This is a genomic window from Guyparkeria hydrothermalis (genome assembly GCF_023555375.1).
In the GTDB taxonomy this organism is placed as follows: Bacteria; Pseudomonadota; Gammaproteobacteria; order Halothiobacillales; family Halothiobacillaceae; genus Guyparkeria; species Guyparkeria hydrothermalis.
Genome location: NZ_JAJSEE010000003.1, coordinates 91,268 through 109,616, shown reverse-complemented (window position 1 = coordinate 109,616; position 18,349 = coordinate 91,268). Strand labels below are relative to the sequence as shown.

The following is an 18,349-nucleotide window of genomic DNA, read 5'->3' as shown; positions in this document are numbered from 1 at the left end:
CCTCCGGGTCGGATCACTGAATGTAAAGCTCACGCCAATTTAGGCGCTGCATTGCGCCAGCCGCGCCACCTGACATCTCCAGGTTCACATCGTCGCCGGCAAGGTCACCGCCCAGCAGCTTCAGATTGCCGTCACTATCCTTGGCGGCCGTCAAGGCGCCTGCAAGCCCCACGTCGAATCGGATCCCGTTGAAATACACGCCTCCGGAAGACAACTCGTCATCGCCGATCACGCCATCTCCGTTCACGTCGAGCAGCCGTGTGTTCGGGTTCGCGCCGCTGAAGGGCTCGACAATCATCAGCGCACCCGCCGGCAGGGTGTCACACGGGTCATCGGCTTTCGGGATCAGCGTATTGACCACCAGCCGCCCGGCGATCAACTGCGTGGTGTAGACGATGCGCTCGCCCTCTTCGCCCTCGACCGGAGAGACGAGATCCATGTACCAGCCGGCATCGTCGTCCTCGGCCAGATCGGCGGCCGAGCCTGTGCTGGTCGCGCGCCCAACGTTGCCGCCAACCGTCTCTTCGGCGTCAATAGTGCGCTCCTGCAAGTCGCCTCGCCCCGTGGTGTCATCAACCGTTGCCGGTCCACCGTCCGGCCCCATAACGCGCAAGCCATACCAGGTCTGCACGCTCGTATCCGTGATGTCATCACGTGAGAGGAAGCGGCCCGTGCCGAAGAATGCCCAGATCGAGCCATCATTCGGGTTCCTGGCCGCCAGCATGCGGGCCGTGATGGGTTGCGCATTGCCGTCGTCATCCTCGGCCACGAAGATACGCTCGGCCGTACCGCCGCTTGCGCTCAGGGGGAACTGCCACAGGTTGCCCTGCAGATCCCCGGCGAACGCGTAATCACTCAGGCCATCACTGGCATCGGTCTGAATCACGTAGGGGGCCGCCAGACCGTTGTCCGTGGCATTCCCGGCGTCGTACACGGTCAAGTCACCATCTTCGAGATCGAACTGCAGCAAGGCCGCGCGATCCGAATCGCTATTCGGTCCGTTGCCAACGTGAACGACCCATTCGGTGTTGTTGCCATTGCCTTGGACCAACGCAATAGTCGGACGCCCCAACGCCATGCCGATGTATTCGTCGTTCGACTCACCATCACCGGCCGACCGTTCCCACAGGATCGCGTCACCGGCGGAATCAGCGTCCGATAGCACTGACGGATCGGTGATATCGAGTGCATAAACCGTGCGTGACTGGCCGCGTCCGGTGGTCCCGACCAGGATCGTTTTCCAACCTCCATCGAGATATACGTTCTGCGTGGTCATCTCACCATCGTGGAAATACTGGTGAGGAACCGGCTGGTCACCGTCAACGGGGTCAACGATCCCGTATTCAGGGTTGGCCAGCCGACTGAGCGATGAATCACCGGTCTGAGTCAACACGGCGCCCGGAATGTAGGCGAACACCTCCTCGCCGGTTTCGGCATCGAAGGCGTGCAGCATCCCATCGTTGGCGGCGATATACACCAAGGTGTCACGGTCGGCCTGATCAGTGACGAATGTCTCGTATTCGTCGATGCCTTCGAACTGACTGTCACCGAACACGCCGGGATCGGGGGCACCGATCGCCACCGGGGTGGACGTAACGATGTCACCAAGCAGCGTGATCCGCTGCCTGAGATCGTTACCTTCCTCGGAACGGTCGCCGCGCAGGTAGTTGACGATGGTCGTCTCATCGACGGTGATTCCGCCACCCACGTTGTTGACCAACGCATTTACCTGATCGTTATCAAGCTCCCCTGTCATGAACTTCGCGGGAGCAGTCGGCGTATTGCCCTGGCCGGCGACCGTGGTCCAGATGTTGCGGCTGCCATGTGCCGGGATGCCACCGGCACCGTTCCACAACACCTGGTCGAACTGTTCCGTATCGGGGTTGTAGCCCCGGGCGGTCAATTCGCCGGTCCACTGGCTGGTGAAATACGTCGCGGAATAGGCGCGGGAGCCATCGACGAGCGTCTCGCCCGACTGCAGGCTGGACACCGTCTGGCTCCCCCCGGCCGAACGCTGACTGTCGATGGCCGCAAGCGCCGCCCGAAGGCCGGCGGCAAACTCCTGCGGATTACGGGCGGAGAAGAAGTCGCCGTGACCATTGATGGCTGCGTGGAGCATGTCACTGACGTTTTCGGGCTCGCCCTGACCATTGCCGTCGCCCGGGGTGGGCCAGCCATTCCAGTTATCGATAGCGTCCTGATCGCCATTACGCGCCCAATCGAACAGCTCCGATTCGGTCGCACCCAACCCCGTCACGCTGAGTCCCAGCCCGACGGTGAAGGTGGTCATGTGTTGCCAGGTAGCTGGATCGTTGGGCGTGGCGGGGACGCGATTGTCTTGGCCGGGATCATTCGTGTCATCACGTAGATCCGTTTTCCAGTAGTAATTGGCTACATCCGCCAGCGTCGCACTTCCGTCATCCGCATTCCCCCCAACAAAGGGATCGACGGCATCATAGTTATCGGTGGAGGTGTTGTCCGAGCGGTTTACTCGTGTAGAGGGTGCCGAACCGCTCCAATACCCATCCGAAACCAAAATCGTGTAGGACTGTCGACAGGAATACTCCTCCCCACCTTCAAGCCAAGGCTGCGAAGTCTGGTAGTAGCGCCCGGCCGTATCCAGTGCCCGCCTCAGCGGGGTGCCTCCATTGGCGCCGACGCCTTCAAGCCAGTTCCAAAATCGCTCGCGTTGGGTGCCGCTAGCGCCATCACCGAAAGGCTCCACCTCTTTGACCTTCATGAAATAATCAAACTGGCCAGAACCAAGATCGCCCGAATTCGAGTCGTTAATCGCGCCGAAGCCAAACCGGAACGATGGATCCAGCGTGCCAAAAGCGGACATGATCCCGCTCTTTGCTGCCAGCTCGCGGGTCCGGTAGTAGGTAAACCAGTTCGCCACGTTTTGTTTGTCGGCATCAGAATCGGAGCACCGTGAAGCTTCATCTGCCGGCATGCGCTCGCACGAGCCGGTCACATAGTATGACTCGCCATCGAGACGGTAAGTGAACACCTGGCGCGAACCGCCTCCGTAATAGTAGTAAAGGTCGTTCCCAGGGTCTCGAAAGGCGAACTCATCTTCGATTGAGCTCAGCCGAGTGTCGCGGTAACAGTATCCGTCGTGCCGACTACTGGATTGAGTATTGCTAGGACAACCACCCGAATAGTTCACCTCTGTCCAATAGTCGAATCGACTGGTATAGCTTTCGATATTGGCGACGGACGTAGAGCCAAACACATCGGTCGGCGCCCAAGGAAATGATTCAACATCAAGATAGGTGTTGCCCGTCGCGGTGGGCGGCGCGGGATATCTAGCATTGGGGTCGTAATACACCCCATTTTCGGCAGGATCCTGGCTTATCGACTCCGCGCTAGACAAGCCGTCCGGCATGTAATTCCGCGCCATCGACCCGGAATCGTCGTGGAGTAGCACGATGTTCGGGGGCAGTGGCTCGCTGACGATGAGGGGACTTTGGCTCACATCCACCGCGGCAGCGGCCGTGCCGGTTAGCAGGGATAGCGTCATCGCGGAAACAAAAGTCAGCAAACCACGACGCGAGAGATCAAAGGCTGAGGAAAAGATAGTCATGAGATCACCTCTCACAGTCGATAGGTCGCTTGCAGGACGACCTGCGCGCGGTCGGCATTGACGTTGGCACCATCGATTTCCAGGGCCGGGTCGATGGCTCGGGCCGTGACACGGAAACATTGCCCGGTGTCGTTGAAATAGCTGCCAGCACCACCACCGGCCTCGTTCTGATCGGTGGTGCCGACAAAGTCGCCTCCACCAACCCCGGTGGAGCAGCTACCCATGTCCTGGACCACGAATTGTGGTCGAATCGCGGAATCGCGCGCAGAAAAGTTGATGTCACCGACTCCGTCGGTCACATCAAACCATGCGGCCGCGGGGACATCATCTCCCGGATTGATCGCGCAGAGCCGATTGGTGCAGTCAAGCTCAGCGTGAGTATTGATGGCGGTCTCAAAAGTTGCGAACTCTGTCGTTAACCGCGCTGCGGCCACCTGCATCGCCGCCTCGGCAGCCTGAAACGCGGTCTCTCGGTCGAAACTGTTGCTGGACATCTTTTCCTGAAGCGTTGTCCCGCGAATGCCTGCCAGCCCGACGAGTGTGACTGCGATCAGCAGCACCAACGCAATCACCAACGCCACGCCACGCTGATTGGTCCGGTTGCATCGAGCGATGTTAGTAATCGGTTGCACGGTCATGTTGTCAGCCGTCCAGTCGGTTTCGAATGGCAATCGTGGTCGAGAAGTCCCGCAGCAGGCGCTCACGATCGGTGCTGGTGCCGAAATTCGGATCATTCGGGTTCAGTCCACGACTGCGCACGGTTAAGGTGATCCGGACGGCGTCGACCTGTTCCCAGCCGTTGGCAACCGCATCGACCTGCGTTGCCGTCTCGAAGGCGTTCTGGTCGCGGCGGTGATAGACGATCTGCATTCCTTCTACCCCCCGAACCATCTCGGTAGGGCTTGAAGTGGCCTCTTCGGCTCGTCCATATCGATAAAGCCCGCGAACACCATCCGCATTTGTGCCGACATACCAAATGTAATTGGTCGGGACGACGAGATAGGCAGATGCACTGAAATTTGTGCAGTCGGGGGGACTCTGAGGCACCGGGTGATCGAGACATTTGGTGCGATTCCCTGGTGTTTCCCCGCTCCCTTGGTTAACCACAACCGGGTTTGTGCCATTGAAGTTGATCACTTGGAATATGGTGGCCTTATTCGAATCGCACATCATCAAGACGTCGCCGTTGGCGATTCTTCCCAATGCGTCGTTTGCGAGCCGAATATTTGCGCGAGGACTGCTCTGGGCCTCTAGCCTAATACCAGCGTCTCTGGTGCCAGACAGGCGAAGCGCTGATTCCCCTGCGACTGGTTGACCATTCCCGGAGGCCGGCAGATCGTCCACATCAGACGCATCGTCCCAGCCTTCTAAGGGGGTCAGGTCGTAAAGCAGCTCATCACCACCTGACTCCAAAACACTCTCCACACGGACCGTGCCGCAGGCGTTCGAGCCCGCCTCACGGACGTCACGAGCAAGAAATTCAAACGCCGTGCGCGATGCATCCTGCACCTGGGAAAGTGCCTCGTTGGTACGATACGCGTCCTTGTTGGCGATGAACACACTGCCTACGCCGGCGACGACCAGAAGACCCAGCACGAGGGCAATCATCAACTCGACCAGCGTGAACCCGCCTTGACACGCGCCGGACCGTGCCGATCGGCCACACCTGAATTCGCGGAAAAGGGTCATGTCGTGTTTCATAGCTTGGCCTGCGTCACGAGGGTTTCGGCATCTTCCCCGCCAGTCGCGCGACTGTCGTCGAACTCGATGGTGATCCGGTAATTGCCACCTCCCAAAGAGGTGATGGTGCCGGTGGTGCCCGGGCCGACCAGTTCGGCCAATTCGCCACACCAACTCTCAAGGTTCACCCCCGCCAGGTCGGCCGCGCCGCCGTCAACGCCAGCACAATCGCCATCAGCCGGCACCTCGATCTCGACCCCGTCGTAGCTACCTGCATCCACACCCGCAGGATCGATCCTCATCGCGTCGAGGATCGAATAACTGGCAATCGTTCCCATGCTGCGAGCCATGGCACTGTTGTTGTTGCTCAGCGCCTTTGATTGCAGTGCGGCCATGCCGAGAAATCCGACCGACAGCACAAGCACCGCGATCAGGATCTCGATCAGCCCGACGCCGCTCTGGCGTCCGGGCACGTCAGGGATTGCAGGGGTTCGGCGGATCATTGTCTGGGCAGCCTCCCTGGGCTCCGGTAATGGTGCAGGTGGTCACGGTTGTTCCGGTTTCGAGATACACGCAACGCAGGTTGCCGTTGTCCAGTTGGTCGGAATTGACCTCGGCGACCAGCCCGCTAAAGAGTTGATTGGTGCCGGGCTGTCTGCCGACACCGTCACCACCGAAACGAACCGACTCCGTATCCTGCAATGTCACGCTGTCGGGTCTTTCCACGCCCAACCCAGCCCGCACGATCGTCGTGGCGGCCGGATCATTCGCGGGGCGGGTACGTACTTCGCCAAGGGCATTGGCGCATCCAGCACTCAACGCCGTACCGCCCTGGTTACCGCCCTCGCCGCAGACGACGGTCGCCGAACCGCGCTTGATCGCCTCGGAGCGTCCGTAATTGACGGCGGCCACCCATTCATTGCTGATCGTCGTCAGCTGATTGGACAGAATCAGATTGCGAAAGCTCGGGATGGCGATGGTCAGCAACACAGCCGCCACGGCGATCGTGACCATCAGCTCGATCAAGCTGAAGCCTGAAGACCGACTAAACCGTCGTTGCGGGGCGCGTATTCGTGTCATGCGGTTCGATTCCTTTTTCACATATGGATCCAATCATGTCTGAGCGACCGCTTCCAGGGGCCACGCGACGAAAGGCGGGTCGCGACCGATGAACGGTCAAGGGGTGATGCAAGTCACGTAGAATCACGGCTTAATCAACCCTTTCATCCGATGGGTCACTGCTATCGGCCGCGTCGTTATCAAGCGACGCCTCCAGGACCCGACCAAAGGTTTTTTTATCATGCACTCGCTTACCCCCTCCGACCAGTCATCGGTAACCCAACTCGTACGCGAAACGGCCCACAGGCACCTGCTGCACGGCGGCACCCAGGCCGCCGACCGCAAGACCGACGGCAGCTGGGTCACCGCCACCGACCACGCGATGCAGTCGGATCTGCAGGCGGGCCTGGCCGAACGGTTCCCCGAGCATGGCTTTCTGGGCGAGGAGATGGACCTCGCCGCTCAGGAAGCGGCTTGGCGCGAGTGCCTGGACGGGCGGCCGACATGGGTGGTCGATCCGCTCGATGGCACCAGCAACTTCCGGGTGGGGTTCCCGGTGTTCTCGGTGACGGTCGCGTTGCTGGTCGGTGGCCAGACGGTGTTCGGCGTGGTTTTCGACCCCAGCCGGGACGAGTGCTTCCATGCCGCGCGTGGTGACGGGGCCTGGCTGAACGGAGAGCGACTGTCGCTCGTCAACGAACCTAGGCAGGCTCTCAAGAGCTGCCTGGCCACGGTGGACTTCAAGCGCCTGCCTCGCGATGTCGCCACGCATCTGGCCTGCGACCCGCCCTATGCCTCACAGCGATCGATCGGCTCGGTAGCACTCGATTGGTGCTGGGTGGCGGCGCATCGCGTGCAGGTGTACGTGCACGGCAAGCAGAAGTTGTGGGATTACGCCGCCGGGCAGCTGATCCTGCACGAGGCCGGCGGGGCATCCGCCGATCTTGACGGTGAACTCGATTACCTCGACCGGCCGCTCGAGCCATTACCGCGCTCGGCGGTGGCGGCGACGCATGTCGAGTTGCTGGAGGACTGGCTGGGAGAGCTGAGAGCTGAGAGCTGAGAGCTGAGAGCTGAGAGCTGAGAGCTGAGAGCTGAGCGAAGGTCTCGGCTTTCGCCCGACGGTCAAGTCCCCCTCCTGCGGCGCACTTCGCGAACAAGGCCCGCCCGCATAAGGGGAAGGCTGTTGCAAAAAGTCCTGCGTAGGAGCGGCGTTAGCCGCGATGCCTGTCCGGCGCCACGTCGGCGTATCGCGCCTGAAGGCGCTCCTACGGCTGTTGCATGCCTGTGTGGTAGGGGCAGCCTCGCAAACGAAATGCACCGCCGCATATGCGGCCCGGTCTCGACTTGTGGCCACGTTTGAGAGGGGACGTCGGCTGCCGTTGCCTTCGCGGGCGAGTCGCGCTCGCATATCGGCCCGGCGTCATGATGCCCTGATAACGATTGAAGGCCCGCCATCTCGCGATGACGGGCCTTCTGGCGTCGGCCGCCAGGTGGGCGGCTCGGGAGGCGGTCAACTGCCCCAGATGTCCTCGGTGATCGAGGCATACCAGTCGTGGGCGTAGCCGGCTTCCTTCTCGGCGTTCTTGCCGCCCAATGGCGAGACGCCACCAGCGCCTTCCACGGAGACGGTCTTGCCTTCCTTGACCTCGTAGACCGCAGCGACGGAAATGCCGTAGTCCGGGGCGACCAGGCTATAGCAGGTGTTCACCCAGCTCGGTTCGGGCGGGTTCTCGTTGTGGAACATCGCCACGATGGCCGCGGCACAGTTCTTCGCCTGCGAGTTGGCCGCGAAACCGGATTTGGGCAGCGGCGAGCCGATGCAGGCATCACCCACCACATGCACACCGGGCTTCATGGTCGACTCGTAGGTGCCGGTGTTGATCGGGCACCAGCCGGAGTCGTCGGCCAGGCCCGCCTCGTGGGCAATCCAGCCGGCCTTCTGCGACGGGATGACGTTGATGACGTCGCCCTGGTACTCGGTGCCACCGGCGGTAACCGTCATGGTGTCGGGGTCGACCTTGGTCACGCCGCCACCGAAGTCGCCGCCGATCCACTCGATCATGTTGCCGTAGTTGGCCGTCCAGCCCTCGCGGAACAGCGGCTCCTTGGAGAAGCCGGTCTTGGGATCGAGAACCAGGATCTTGGAGTTGGGCTTGTTTTCCTTGAGGTAGTTGGCGACCAGCGAGACGCGCTCGTAGGGCCCCGGCGGGCAACGGAACGGGTTGGGCGGCGCGGCCATGATGAACGTGCCGCCGTCTTCCATTTCCTCGAGTTGCTTGCGCAGCAGCAGGGTCTGCTCACCCGCCTGCCAGGCATGCGGCATCGTGGTGTTGGCGACTTCCTCGGAGTAGCCCTCGATGGCATCGTAATTGAAGTCGATGCCCGGGGAGACGACCAGCCGGTCGTACTCGTAGCTACTGCCGTCCTTCAGGGTGACCGTGCGTGCCTCGGCATCGATGCCGGTGACCCAGCCCTTGACCACGTTGACGCCGCGTTTTTCCAGCGCGGAAAAGTCGTGCGTGATCTCGTCGATGTCCTTGAGACCACCGATGACCAGGTTGGAGAACGGGCAGGTGGTGTGGCTGGACTGACCGTCGATCATGGTGACGTCGACGGTCGGGTCGAACAGCTTGACGTACTTGGCCGCGGTGGCACCACCGAAGCCGCCACCGATGACGACTACGCGCTTGGCGCCAGTGACGCTGCCGTTGCTCTGGCAGCCGGCCAGACCGGTCACCGCGCCCACGCCGGCCATGGCCATGCTCAGTTTCAGAAATCCGCGTCGGGAAAGACTCATTGCGGTTACCTCTCGTGTTCCTTGTGCCTGCGGGGCGTTACTGGTTGGCGAAGAATTCAGACACCGCCTGAATCTCCTCGTCGGAATACCCCTTGGCGATGCGATTCATAACCGTGCCTTCCTGGCCATCCGACTTGTACGCCAGCATCTTCCCGGCGATCACTTCCTTCGGCAGGCCGGCCAGACGCGGGATATTGCCCGAGCCTTTGCCCTCGAAACCGTGACAGCCCATGCAGGTGGAACCGATGATCGACCCGTTGCTCATTTCCATCGCCTCGCCATGATCGTCGGCCAACGAAACGCCGGCGAACAGCGTCAGGCCGAGCCCGACCGCGGCGAGGGCCCTGGCGGGTAGTCGGCGGCTCGCGGCCGCTTCTCGATTGTTTGACATCCCTAATCCTCCTCAATGTGTCTTGCCGCCCGGACAAGCACGAGCCGTCCCTGCCCAAGCGTTGCAACCATACCCCCGAAAATTACGTCTTTGCAATGCTTATATAGACGTTTTTTGTTGGCATATTCAATAGCCAGGCGACGCACCAGGGCATACGCACTATCCGTCAGACACTTGCACTCTCATTGCATCTTTTTTATGCCCCAATAGCGTCCCGAATGAAGCAGGGCTGCCTCTTGGTCAATCTCGTTATTGTTTTCTAGATATTCGGAAATCGGCAATCACGACGGACCACCAAACCCACGGGAAGGGCCGAGCCGTCAGAGCAGATGGAGGGTCGATGCGGCGAGCACCGCACCGATGGCCGCACCGACCAGCACATCGGAGAGATAGTGCAGCCCGAGCACCATGCGGGACATCGCCACCAGCAGGGCGAAGGGCAAGACGATCCACCACAGCGCCGGCTGGAAGGCCACCAGCTGGATTCCAAAGTTGACCGCGTGGAGGGTGTGCCCGGAGGGAAAGCTGTACTGGTCGAGCGGGGCGACGCTGATTTCCAGCCGCTGGTTGCGGTTGAGCGGGCGCAAGCGGGCAGTCCGCCGCTTGATCGTGAGGTAGATCAGCACGCCCGCCCCGCCAGAGGCGAGCATCAGCGCCATTGGCACCACGGCCTCGGCCCCATGTCCCACCAGCACAAGCAAGGCGAGCAGGTACCAACCCATGCCGTCACCCAACCGTGAGGCCGCGGCGAACAACCAGCGCAACGCCCGCACCCGGTGGGCGTGATTGCAGCGCTCGGTCACGAGCGCCTCCCAGCCCAGGTAGGCCTGAATCGCCCGCGAGCAACGCGCGGCCATCGGCGAACCGGCACGCAAGGGCGTCATGTCAGACGCTCCCGTGCCGCGGCATCGGTCGTCGACGTGTCCGCCACGTCGGCCAGGTTCTGCTCGAAGGCATCGACGATCGCCGCCCAGCTGTGGGCGCGACCGGTCTCGGCCGCACGCACGCGACGCCGGCGCGATTCGGGCGCCAGGAGATCGGGCACGCGGTCGAGAAAGCCCGCGGTGTCGGCGAAGGGGGCAAGCAGACCGTTAACACCCGGGTCGATCAGCTGGCGCCCGGCGGCGTAGTCGAAGCCCAGGCAGTCGAGCCCGCTGGCCATGGCCTCGAGCATCACGATGCCGAAGGTCTCGGTCAGACTGGGAAACAGGAAGGCATCGGCCGAGGCGTAGTGGCGTGCCAATGCCTCGCCGCGCAGCGCCCCGGCGAAGACGGCCCCGGGCAATTGCCGCTCGAGCCGGGTGCGCTCGGGGCCGTCGCCGACCACCACCAGGCGGGTCTGTGGATCGATCGCGCGCGCCCGCGACCAACTGTCCGCCAGCAGGGCGAGGTTCTTCTCGGCGGCCAGACGACCCACGTGCAACAGCACGGGCGTCGCATCATCCGCGCCCCAGACCGCCCGCAATGACGCATCGCGCCGCTCGGGGTTGAACAGATCGGTGTCGACGCCCCGACCCAGCACCATCAGGCGCTCGAAACCCTGCGCCCCGAGTTCGGCGGCCTGTGTCGCCGTGGGGATGAAGGTGTTCGCCGATCGGTTGTGGAAACGCCGCAGGTACCGCATCACCGGACTGGCCAACCACCCCAGCCGGTAGTCGCGTGCATAGGCGTGGAAATTGGTGTGCAGCGAGGTGGTGACGGGCAGATCCAGGGCGCGGGCCGCGGCCAGGGCCGAGGCGCCCAGCGGCCCCTCGGTGGCGATGTGCACCACGTCGGGCGGATCCTCGCGCCAGTCGGCGAGAAAGGCACGCCGGCGCGGGAGGCCGAGCCGCACCTCGCGGTAGAACGGCAGGGCGACGCCCGGCACCTCTTCCCCATCGCCGAGATCGCGTGCCACCGCGGCTTTCGGGCAGGTCACCACCACGCGATGGCCGCGTTCACGCAGGCCCGCGACCAGGCAACCCAGGGTGGTCGCCACCCCGTTGATGTCGGGCGGAAAGGTTTCCGTCACCAGTCGGATATCCAATCGGCACCTCGGTCTGACTCCGGGGCAAAATTGCCCCACAAGTCAGGACGCTAGGGCGATTCGATGACAGCGGCGTGTCGCCGTCTTGACGATTTGGCGACAGGAAGGAAAAAGGTCAGCGGTCCGTGTCGAGTGTGGAGGGATTCTCCAGCAAACGGGCGAAGGCCTCGGCATCGAGCACCGGCACGCCGAGCTTCTCGGCCTTGTCGAGCTTGCTGCCGCCGGCCTCGCCGGCGACCAGGGCGGTGGTCTTCTTCGATACCGAACCGGTGACCTTGGCCCCGAGCGCGGTCAGTCGATCCGAGGCCTCGTCGCGGGTCATGTCCGGCAAGGTGCCGGTGATCACGAAGGTCTTGCCCGCCAGCGGCGCATCGTCGGCCGGCCCCTCGGGCGTGGGCCAGTGGATGCCGGCGGCCAGCAGCCCGTCGATCACCTCGCGGTTGTGCGGCTGCTGGAAGAAGGCGCGCACGTGGCGGGCGACCACCGGACCGACGTCCTCGACCGTCTGCAGCTCTTCCTCGGAGGCCGCCATCAGCGCGTCGAGGTCGCGGAAATGGCGGGCGAGCGACTCGGCGGTCACCTCGCCCACCTCGCGGATACCCAACGCGTAGAGGAAACGCCCCAGGGTGGTCTCCTTGGCCTTTTCCAGCGAGTCGAGCAGGTTGTCGGCGGATTTCGCCCCCATGCGCGGCAAGGCGACCAGGTCGTCCCGATTCAGGCGGAACAGGTCGTCGACGTGTTCGACCAGCTCGCGCTCGAGAAACAGGGTGATCCACTTCTCGCCCAGTCCGTCGATGTCCATCGCCTTGCGACTGGCGAAGTGGCGAATCGCCTCGCGGCGTTGCGCGGGGCAGAACAGCCCACCGGTGCAGCGCGCGACCGCCTGCTCCTCGTCGCGCAGCACCTCGGAGCCGCACTCCGGGCAGGTGTCGGGAAGCTCGATCTTTCGGGCATCGTGGGGGCGCTTCTCGGGCAACACCTCGATGATCTCGGGGATCACGTCACCGGCGCGACGCACGCGCACCCAGTCGCCGACGCGCACGTCCTTGCGCTCGATCTCGTCCATGTTGTGCAGGGTGACATTGGCGACGGTCACCCCGCCCACCGCCACCGGTTCGACGCGGGCGACCGGGGTCAGTGCGCCCGTGCGCCCCACCTGGAACTCGACGTCGCGCACCTGGGTGAGCTTTTCCTCGGCCGGGAACTTCCAGGCGATCGCCCAGCGCGGCGCGCGGGCGACGAACCCCAACCGCTGCTGGTCGGCCAGCGAATCCACCTTGAAGACCACGCCGTCGATATCGAAGGCCAGCCCCGCACGCTTCTCGCCCAGCGACGCGTGGAAGGCTTGTGCGGCCTCCAGCCCCTCGACTCGATCACGGTGTTCCGCGACGACAAACCCCAGCCGTTCGAACCAGTCGAGCCAGCCCGACTGGGTCTCGGGCGCCTCGATGCCCTCGGCCGCACCAATGCCGTAGGCAAAGAAGTGCAGCGGCCGGCTGGCCGTGACCTTGGGGTCCTTCTGGCGCAACGAGCCGGCCGCGGCGTTGCGCGGGTTGGCGAATACCTTCTCGCCGCGTCGTTCGGCGCGCCGGTTGATCTCGGCAAACGACTCGTGGGTCATCACCACCTCGCCGCGGATCTCGATGCGGCTGTCGACCGGCAGGTCGATCGAATACGGCACGGTCTCGATGGTGCGGACGTTGTCGGTGACGTCCTCACCACGTCGCCCGTCGCCACGGGTCGCCGCCCGGGCGAGCACGCCGCCCTCGTAGGTCAGGCTGATGGCCAGGCCGTCGAACTTGGGCTCGGCCAGATAGGTGATCGGCTCGTCGCGGCCCAGGCGCTCGCGCACGCGGCGGTCGAAGGCGGTGAACTCGTCGGCATCGAAGGCGTTGTCGAGCGAGAGCATCGGCACCTGGTGCTCGACGGTCTCGAAGGCATGGCTCGGCGGGGCGCCCACCGTCTGGGTGGGCGAGTCGGGGGTGATCCAGTCGGGATGTTTTGCCTCGATCGCCTCGAGCTCGCGCATCAGGGCGTCGTACTCGGCGTCCGGCACCGTGGGGCGATCGAGGACGTAGTAGCGGAAGTTGTGCTGGTTGATCTCGGCGCGCAGGGCCGCAAGGCGCTTGCGATCGTCGGCCTCACTCATGCCGCCATCACCCGTGCTCGTCAATCAACTCGCGATACCGATCGATCGATTCGCTGTCCAGCGGTTCGCGGCGATCGTCGATCAGCATGGCATCCAGCGATTCGGCCAGCGAGGTGGCCACCTGGTGCATGCGCTCGAAGACCAGCGAGAGGTCGGCCCCGCCGCGCACCGGCAACTGCATGAACAGCGCCAGCGCGGGGGTTTCGAAGGAGGACAGGTCGTCGGGGTTGAACTGCCCCGGCGAGACGGCGTTCATCAGCGAGAACCAGTCGGCGCCGTCGAGATCCTGGAAGTGGTAGATCGAGAACTCGCCGAACTCGAAGCCGGACTCCTCGATCGCACGCCGGACCCGCTCGGGCGGCATGGCCGCCTGCTCGCGGTCGACGATCATCATCGAGATCACCGCGCCGGATGCGGCCTCGCCGCCATCGACCGGCGGTTCGTCTGCCGGTTCCGACGCCCCGTCGTCCACCCGGGGCTCCTGCGCGACCGGCTCGTCGGCCGGAGGCGCCGGCGGTTCGCCGGCAGGCGACCGAGCAGCGGTCTGCCCCTGGCGGGTAAAGAGACTGGAAAAGCCGGGCTGGGGCCGGGCCGGGGGGTCCTCGCGCACCGGCGGCTCCTCGGCAACCGGCGGCTCCTCGCGCACGGCCGGCTCGGCCCGGTTCGAATCGGCCTCCGGGGCCGGTTCGGGCTCGAGGGCGGGCTCCTGGCGCGCACCGCCCGGCGACGGCCACTCGGGCTCGTCGTCGGCATCCGGGGCGCGCCAGACCACCCGGCCGGCGGAGGCGCCGTCGATGAACCCGTCGGCGTCCGGTTGCGACCAGCCGTCGCCGCCCAGCTCGAGTTGGGGTTCGCGCCGCTCGCCGCGACCGTCTCCCCCCTCGGCATTCACGCTGGCGCCGACGCTCGCGTCGATCGGGTCGTGGTAGTCACCGCGATGCGGCTGATCGCCACCGAGGTCGACGGCCTGCTCGCTGCGGTGGCGACGGTACATCCACACGATGCCGCCGATCACCAGCAAGCCCACCAGCAGAACAATCCAGCGCAACCATTCCATACCGTCTACTCCCCGAAAACCGCTGCGTCGCCGCCCGTCGTCCAGAGACTCGTGACGGGTCCGTCGGTTCGATACGTTTGCTGGCTCACTGGTCGGCTCACGACAAATTCCAAGGGCATTCGGATCAGGTCTCGACCAGGTCCACCGCCGCGTCGATGTCGACGGATACGATCCGCGACACGCCGGCCTCGCGCATAGTCACGCCGACCAGCGCGGAGGCGCTCGCCATGGTGGTCTTGTTATGGGTGATGTACATGAACTGCACCCGGTCGGACATGGCCGAAACCATAGCACAGAACCGCCCCACGTTAGCCTCGTCCAGCGGGGCGTCGACCTCGTCGAGAATGCAGAACGGTGCGGGGTTGAGCTCGAAGATCGCGAAGATCAGCGCGGTGGCCGTGAGCGCCCGTTCGCCCCCCGACAGCAACGACAGATGACTGATGCGCTTGCCCGGCGGCCGGGCCATCAGCGCGACCCCGGCATCGAGCGGATCGTCGCCGGTCAGCTCCAGGCGGGCCTCGCCGCCCCCGAACAGCGCATCGAAGCGTGGCCCCAGGCGCTGGTTGACCGCGTGGAAGGTCTCGCGGAAGCGCTCGCGGGTCTGGCGATCCATGGTCTCGATCGCCTCGGCCAGCTGCGCCAGTGCCGATTCGACGTCCGCGATCTGGCCGGCCAGCTCGTCGCGGCGGGCCTCGACCTCGCGGTGGTCCTCGATCGCCGAGAGATTGACCGCGCCCAGCCGCCGGATCTGACCCTCGAGATCGGCCAGCTCCGTCGCCAGGCGGTCGGCCACGCCCGGCTCGGCGGCCAGCGCCTCGATCGCCTCGGCCTCCGGTTCGTCCTCGTCCTCGGCCAGCTGCTCGCGGGCCTCCTCGAGACGGGCGCGGGCGTGCTGCTCGCGGGTTTCGCCCTGGGCGCGATCGATGCGGGCCTGTTCGCTCGTCGCCCGGGCCGCGTCGCGCTCGCCGCGCAGCTCGGTCACCGCCTGTCGGGCGGCGGCCTGCGCCTCGGTGGCGTCCCGCTGCGCCTCGCGCGCCTCGGCCTCGGCGGCCTCCGCCTCGGCCAGGCGTGCCGCGTGGCGGTCGCGCTCGGTCGAGAGCCCCTCGCGATCGCCGCGAACCCGGTCACGCTCGCGGTCCTGGTCGGCCAGGCGGCGCGCGATGGCCTCGCGTTCCTGGTCGAGTCGCCGGATCTCGTCGCCCAGCCGCGCGATGGTCTCGTCGCGCTGCTCGATCTCGCGGCGCGCCCGGTGAAAGCGGTCGGCCGCGACCCGCGCGGTCTCGCGGGCGGCCTCCAGGGCCTCGCGCGCCGCCTCCTGCCGCTCGACGGCCTGGTTGCGGCGCCGATCGGCCTCGGTCACCGCCTCGGCCGCCGCATCGCGCTCGGCCACCAGCCGTGCCTGTTCACGGCGGGCAGTTTCCAGTTCCTCCGATTCGGTGGCCGCCCGGGCCTCGAGCGTCTCGATAGTCTGCGCCAGGCGCTCGAGCCGTTCACCGAGGTGCCGGTCGGCCAGCTCTATCGACTCGAGGGCGCGTGCCTGCTGGTCACGCTCGCGACGGCTGGTCTCGACCGCCTCGCGATCGGCCTCGACCGCCGCGCGGCTCTCGGCGAGCCGGGCATCGGCCTGCTCGAGCTCGACCCGGGCCGCCTCGATGGCGGCATCCAGTTCCCGGCGGCGGGCCAGGTGCGCGAGATGCGCCGCCGCCCCGCCATTGCCGCTGCGGCCGAGCCAGTGCCGCCCGACCCACCAGCCCGTCGGCGTGATCAGGAACTCGCCGCGTCCCAACGAGGGGCGTCGGGACAGGGCGGTCTCGAGGTCCTCGGCCGGGCGGCCCGGGAAATCGCCGATCCGCTCGGCAAGCCAGTCGGAATCGAGGCCTGCCTGGGCCTCCAGCCACCAGCCGCCCGCGCCTTCCGACTCGTGGAAGCGCTCGATCTCGGCGGCCACCATGGCATCCAGGTCCTCGACCAGCTCGGCCTCCAACGCCTCGCCCAGGGCATGGCCGACCCAGGGCTCGTGGATATCGGCCTCGACCAGGCGGTCGGCCAGCCGCGCCCCCGTCGATGTCTCCGTCTTCTGTGAGGCGTGCGCGGCGATCAGTCGCTCGAGGGCCTGGCGTTCGGCGGTCAGTTCATCGCGCGCCTGGCGCGCCTGACGATGCGCCTCCTCGCGTTCGCGCCAGGCCACCTCGCTCGCCTCGGCGGCGGCCACGGCCTCGCCATGTTGGCGGTCCAGCGAGGCGACGGACCGCGTGGCCGACTCGATCTGGCCGGCACGCTCCTGGCGTTCCCGCTCGAGCTCGGCCAGCTCCTCGCGCGCCCGGACCAGTTCGGCGGCCGCCGGGGCCGCCTCGAGTCGGCGGCATTCGCGCTCCACGGCCTCCAGTCGCTCGCCGAGGCGGGCCTGCTCGCGCTGCGGGCCGATGCGGGCCTCGGCGGCCGTCATCGCCTCGCGGCGCAATGCGTCAAGTTCGGCCTCCGCATTCGCGCGGGCATCGCGGGCGCGCTCGTGGGCGGCGGCCAGTTCATCGAGCGAGGCGCGGGTGTCGCGCTGCTCGGCGATCAGGCGGTCGCGACGGGTCTCGGCCTCGCGGCGTTCGCCCTCGCGGCGTTCGGCCGTTTCCCGGTCGTGGTGCGTCTGGCGTTCGAGCCCCTCGAGCCGCGCGTCGAGCTCGGCCTGCCGGGTGGTGACGGCGTTGAGGTCGTTGGCGAGTCGATACTTCTCTGCCGAGAGTTCGGCCAGCCGATCGGCGGCCGCCTGGACGGCGCGTTCGGCCTCGTCCTGGGCGGCCTCGGCGGCGGCCAGCCGTTGCTGGCAGGTCGTCTCGATCTGCCCCGTCTCGGCGACGATCCGGTCGAGCCGGGCCCGCTCGTCGCGGGCCTGGATCAGGGCGACCGCGGCCGCCTCGACCTGGCGGCGACGACGGACGGCGGCAAGCTCGCGGTAACGCCTCGCGGCGCGCGCCTGACGGGCGAGCGTGGCCTCCTGGCGCTCAAGCTCGGCGGCGATGTCGTTGAGTCGGGAGAGGTTCTCCTCGGTGTGGCTGATGCGATTGGCGGTCTCGCGGCGGCGCTCGCGGTAGACCGAGATGCCGGCGGCCTCCTCGAGGTAGCCGCGCAGCTCGTCGGGCTTGGCATCGACGATGCGATTGACCTGGCCCTGCTCGATCACCGAGTAGGAGCGCGCGCCCACCCCGGTGCCGAGGAACAGGTCGACCACGTCGCGGCGGCGCACGCGGGTGTTGTTGATCTCGTAGCGGGACTGGCCGTCGCGGTCGAGGCTGCGCCGGACGGTGAGTTCGTTGTAGGCGGCGAAGGGGCCGTGGATGCGCCGTTCGCGGTTGTCGAGCGTCAGTTCGACCACGGCCCGACTGGCGGCGGCCCTCTCGCCGCTGCCGGCGAAGATCAGGTCATCGAGGGCCTGGCCGCGCAGGTGGCGGGCCGACGATTCGCCCATCACCCAGCGCAGGGCATCGATCAGGTTGGATTTGCCGCAGCCGTTCGGTCCGACGATCGCCAGCGTGTTCGCGGGCAGCCGGATCTCGGTGGGCGAGGCGAAGGACTTGAAGCCGGCCAGGTACAGGCGGGTCAGGCGCATGGG

The 18,349-nt window shown here is 65.7% G+C and carries 13 protein-coding genes; 1 reads left to right on the top strand and 12 read right to left on the bottom strand.

Features of this window, described 5'->3' with window-relative positions:
• Positions 1-13: 13 nt before the first annotated feature.
• Genes LV475_RS05415 through LV475_RS05395 form a run of 5 tightly spaced genes read right to left on the bottom strand, consistent with a single transcriptional unit; the run spans position 14 to position 6,346 of the window.
• Complete coding sequence (locus LV475_RS05415) at positions 14-3,586, bottom strand: pilus assembly protein (protein WP_250105881.1); 3,573 nt, start codon at positions 3,584-3,586, stop codon at positions 14-16.
• An 11-nt stretch (positions 3,587-3,597) separates the two neighbouring features.
• Complete coding sequence (locus tag LV475_RS05410) at positions 3,598-4,224, bottom strand: pilus assembly PilX family protein (RefSeq protein ID WP_250105880.1); 627 nt, start codon at positions 4,222-4,224, stop codon at positions 3,598-3,600.
• Positions 4,225-4,228: 4 nt separating this feature from the next.
• A complete protein-coding gene (locus tag LV475_RS05405) occupies positions 4,229-5,275 on the bottom strand; it encodes a PilW family protein (protein WP_250105879.1) in 1,047 nt (348 codons plus the stop codon).
• 8 nt (positions 5,276-5,283) lie between these two features.
• Positions 5,284-5,769 carry a type IV pilus modification protein PilV gene (gene pilV / locus LV475_RS05400; RefSeq protein WP_250105878.1) on the bottom strand — a complete coding sequence of 162 codons (486 nt, stop codon included), beginning with the start codon at positions 5,767-5,769 and terminating at the stop codon, positions 5,284-5,286.
• Positions 5,741-6,346 carry a GspH/FimT family pseudopilin gene (locus LV475_RS05395; protein ID WP_250105877.1) on the bottom strand — a complete coding sequence of 202 codons (606 nt, stop codon included), beginning with the start codon at positions 6,344-6,346 and terminating at the stop codon, positions 5,741-5,743. The genes pilV and LV475_RS05395 overlap by 29 nt, the downstream gene beginning before the upstream one ends.
• 220 nt (positions 6,347-6,566) lie before the next feature.
• Here LV475_RS05395 and LV475_RS05390 point away from each other — a divergent pair, with 220 nt between their 5' ends.
• Positions 6,567-7,388 (top strand): inositol monophosphatase family protein, encoded by an 822-nt coding sequence (locus LV475_RS05390; protein ID WP_250105876.1) that lies wholly within the window; start codon positions 6,567-6,569, stop codon positions 7,386-7,388.
• 450 nt (positions 7,389-7,838) lie between these two features.
• Here the strand turns inward: LV475_RS05390 and LV475_RS05385 are convergent, their stop codons facing one another.
• From LV475_RS05385 to LV475_RS05355, 7 genes are all read right to left on the bottom strand, one after another.
• Complete coding sequence (locus tag LV475_RS05385; protein ID WP_250105875.1) at positions 7,839-9,125, bottom strand: FCSD flavin-binding domain-containing protein; 1,287 nt, start codon at positions 9,123-9,125, stop codon at positions 7,839-7,841.
• A 37-nt stretch (positions 9,126-9,162) separates the two neighbouring features.
• Positions 9,163-9,516 (bottom strand): c-type cytochrome, encoded by a 354-nt coding sequence (locus tag LV475_RS05380; RefSeq protein WP_250105874.1) that lies wholly within the window; start codon positions 9,514-9,516, stop codon positions 9,163-9,165.
• 320 nt (positions 9,517-9,836) lie between these two features.
• Positions 9,837-10,400, bottom strand: a complete 564-nt coding sequence (locus LV475_RS05375; protein WP_250105873.1) for a phosphatase PAP2 family protein — start codon at positions 10,398-10,400, stop codon at positions 9,837-9,839.
• Positions 10,397-11,527: a glycosyltransferase family 4 protein gene (locus LV475_RS05370; RefSeq protein WP_250105872.1), complete on the bottom strand. Its 1,131-nt coding sequence runs from the start codon at positions 11,525-11,527 to the stop codon at positions 10,397-10,399. The genes LV475_RS05375 and LV475_RS05370 overlap by 4 nt, the downstream gene beginning before the upstream one ends.
• Before the next feature lie 130 nt (positions 11,528-11,657).
• Complete coding sequence (gene ligA / locus LV475_RS05365) at positions 11,658-13,691, bottom strand: NAD-dependent DNA ligase LigA (RefSeq protein WP_250105871.1); 2,034 nt, start codon at positions 13,689-13,691, stop codon at positions 11,658-11,660.
• Positions 13,692-13,698: 7 nt separating this feature from the next.
• Complete coding sequence (locus LV475_RS05360) at positions 13,699-14,748, bottom strand: cell division protein ZipA (RefSeq protein ID WP_250105870.1); 1,050 nt, start codon at positions 14,746-14,748, stop codon at positions 13,699-13,701.
• A gap of 124 nt (positions 14,749-14,872) precedes the next feature.
• Positions 14,873-18,346, bottom strand: coding sequence for an AAA family ATPase (locus tag LV475_RS05355; RefSeq protein WP_250105869.1), 3,474 nt, complete (start codon positions 18,344-18,346; stop codon positions 14,873-14,875).
• Between the last annotated feature and the right edge of the window lie 3 nt (positions 18,347-18,349).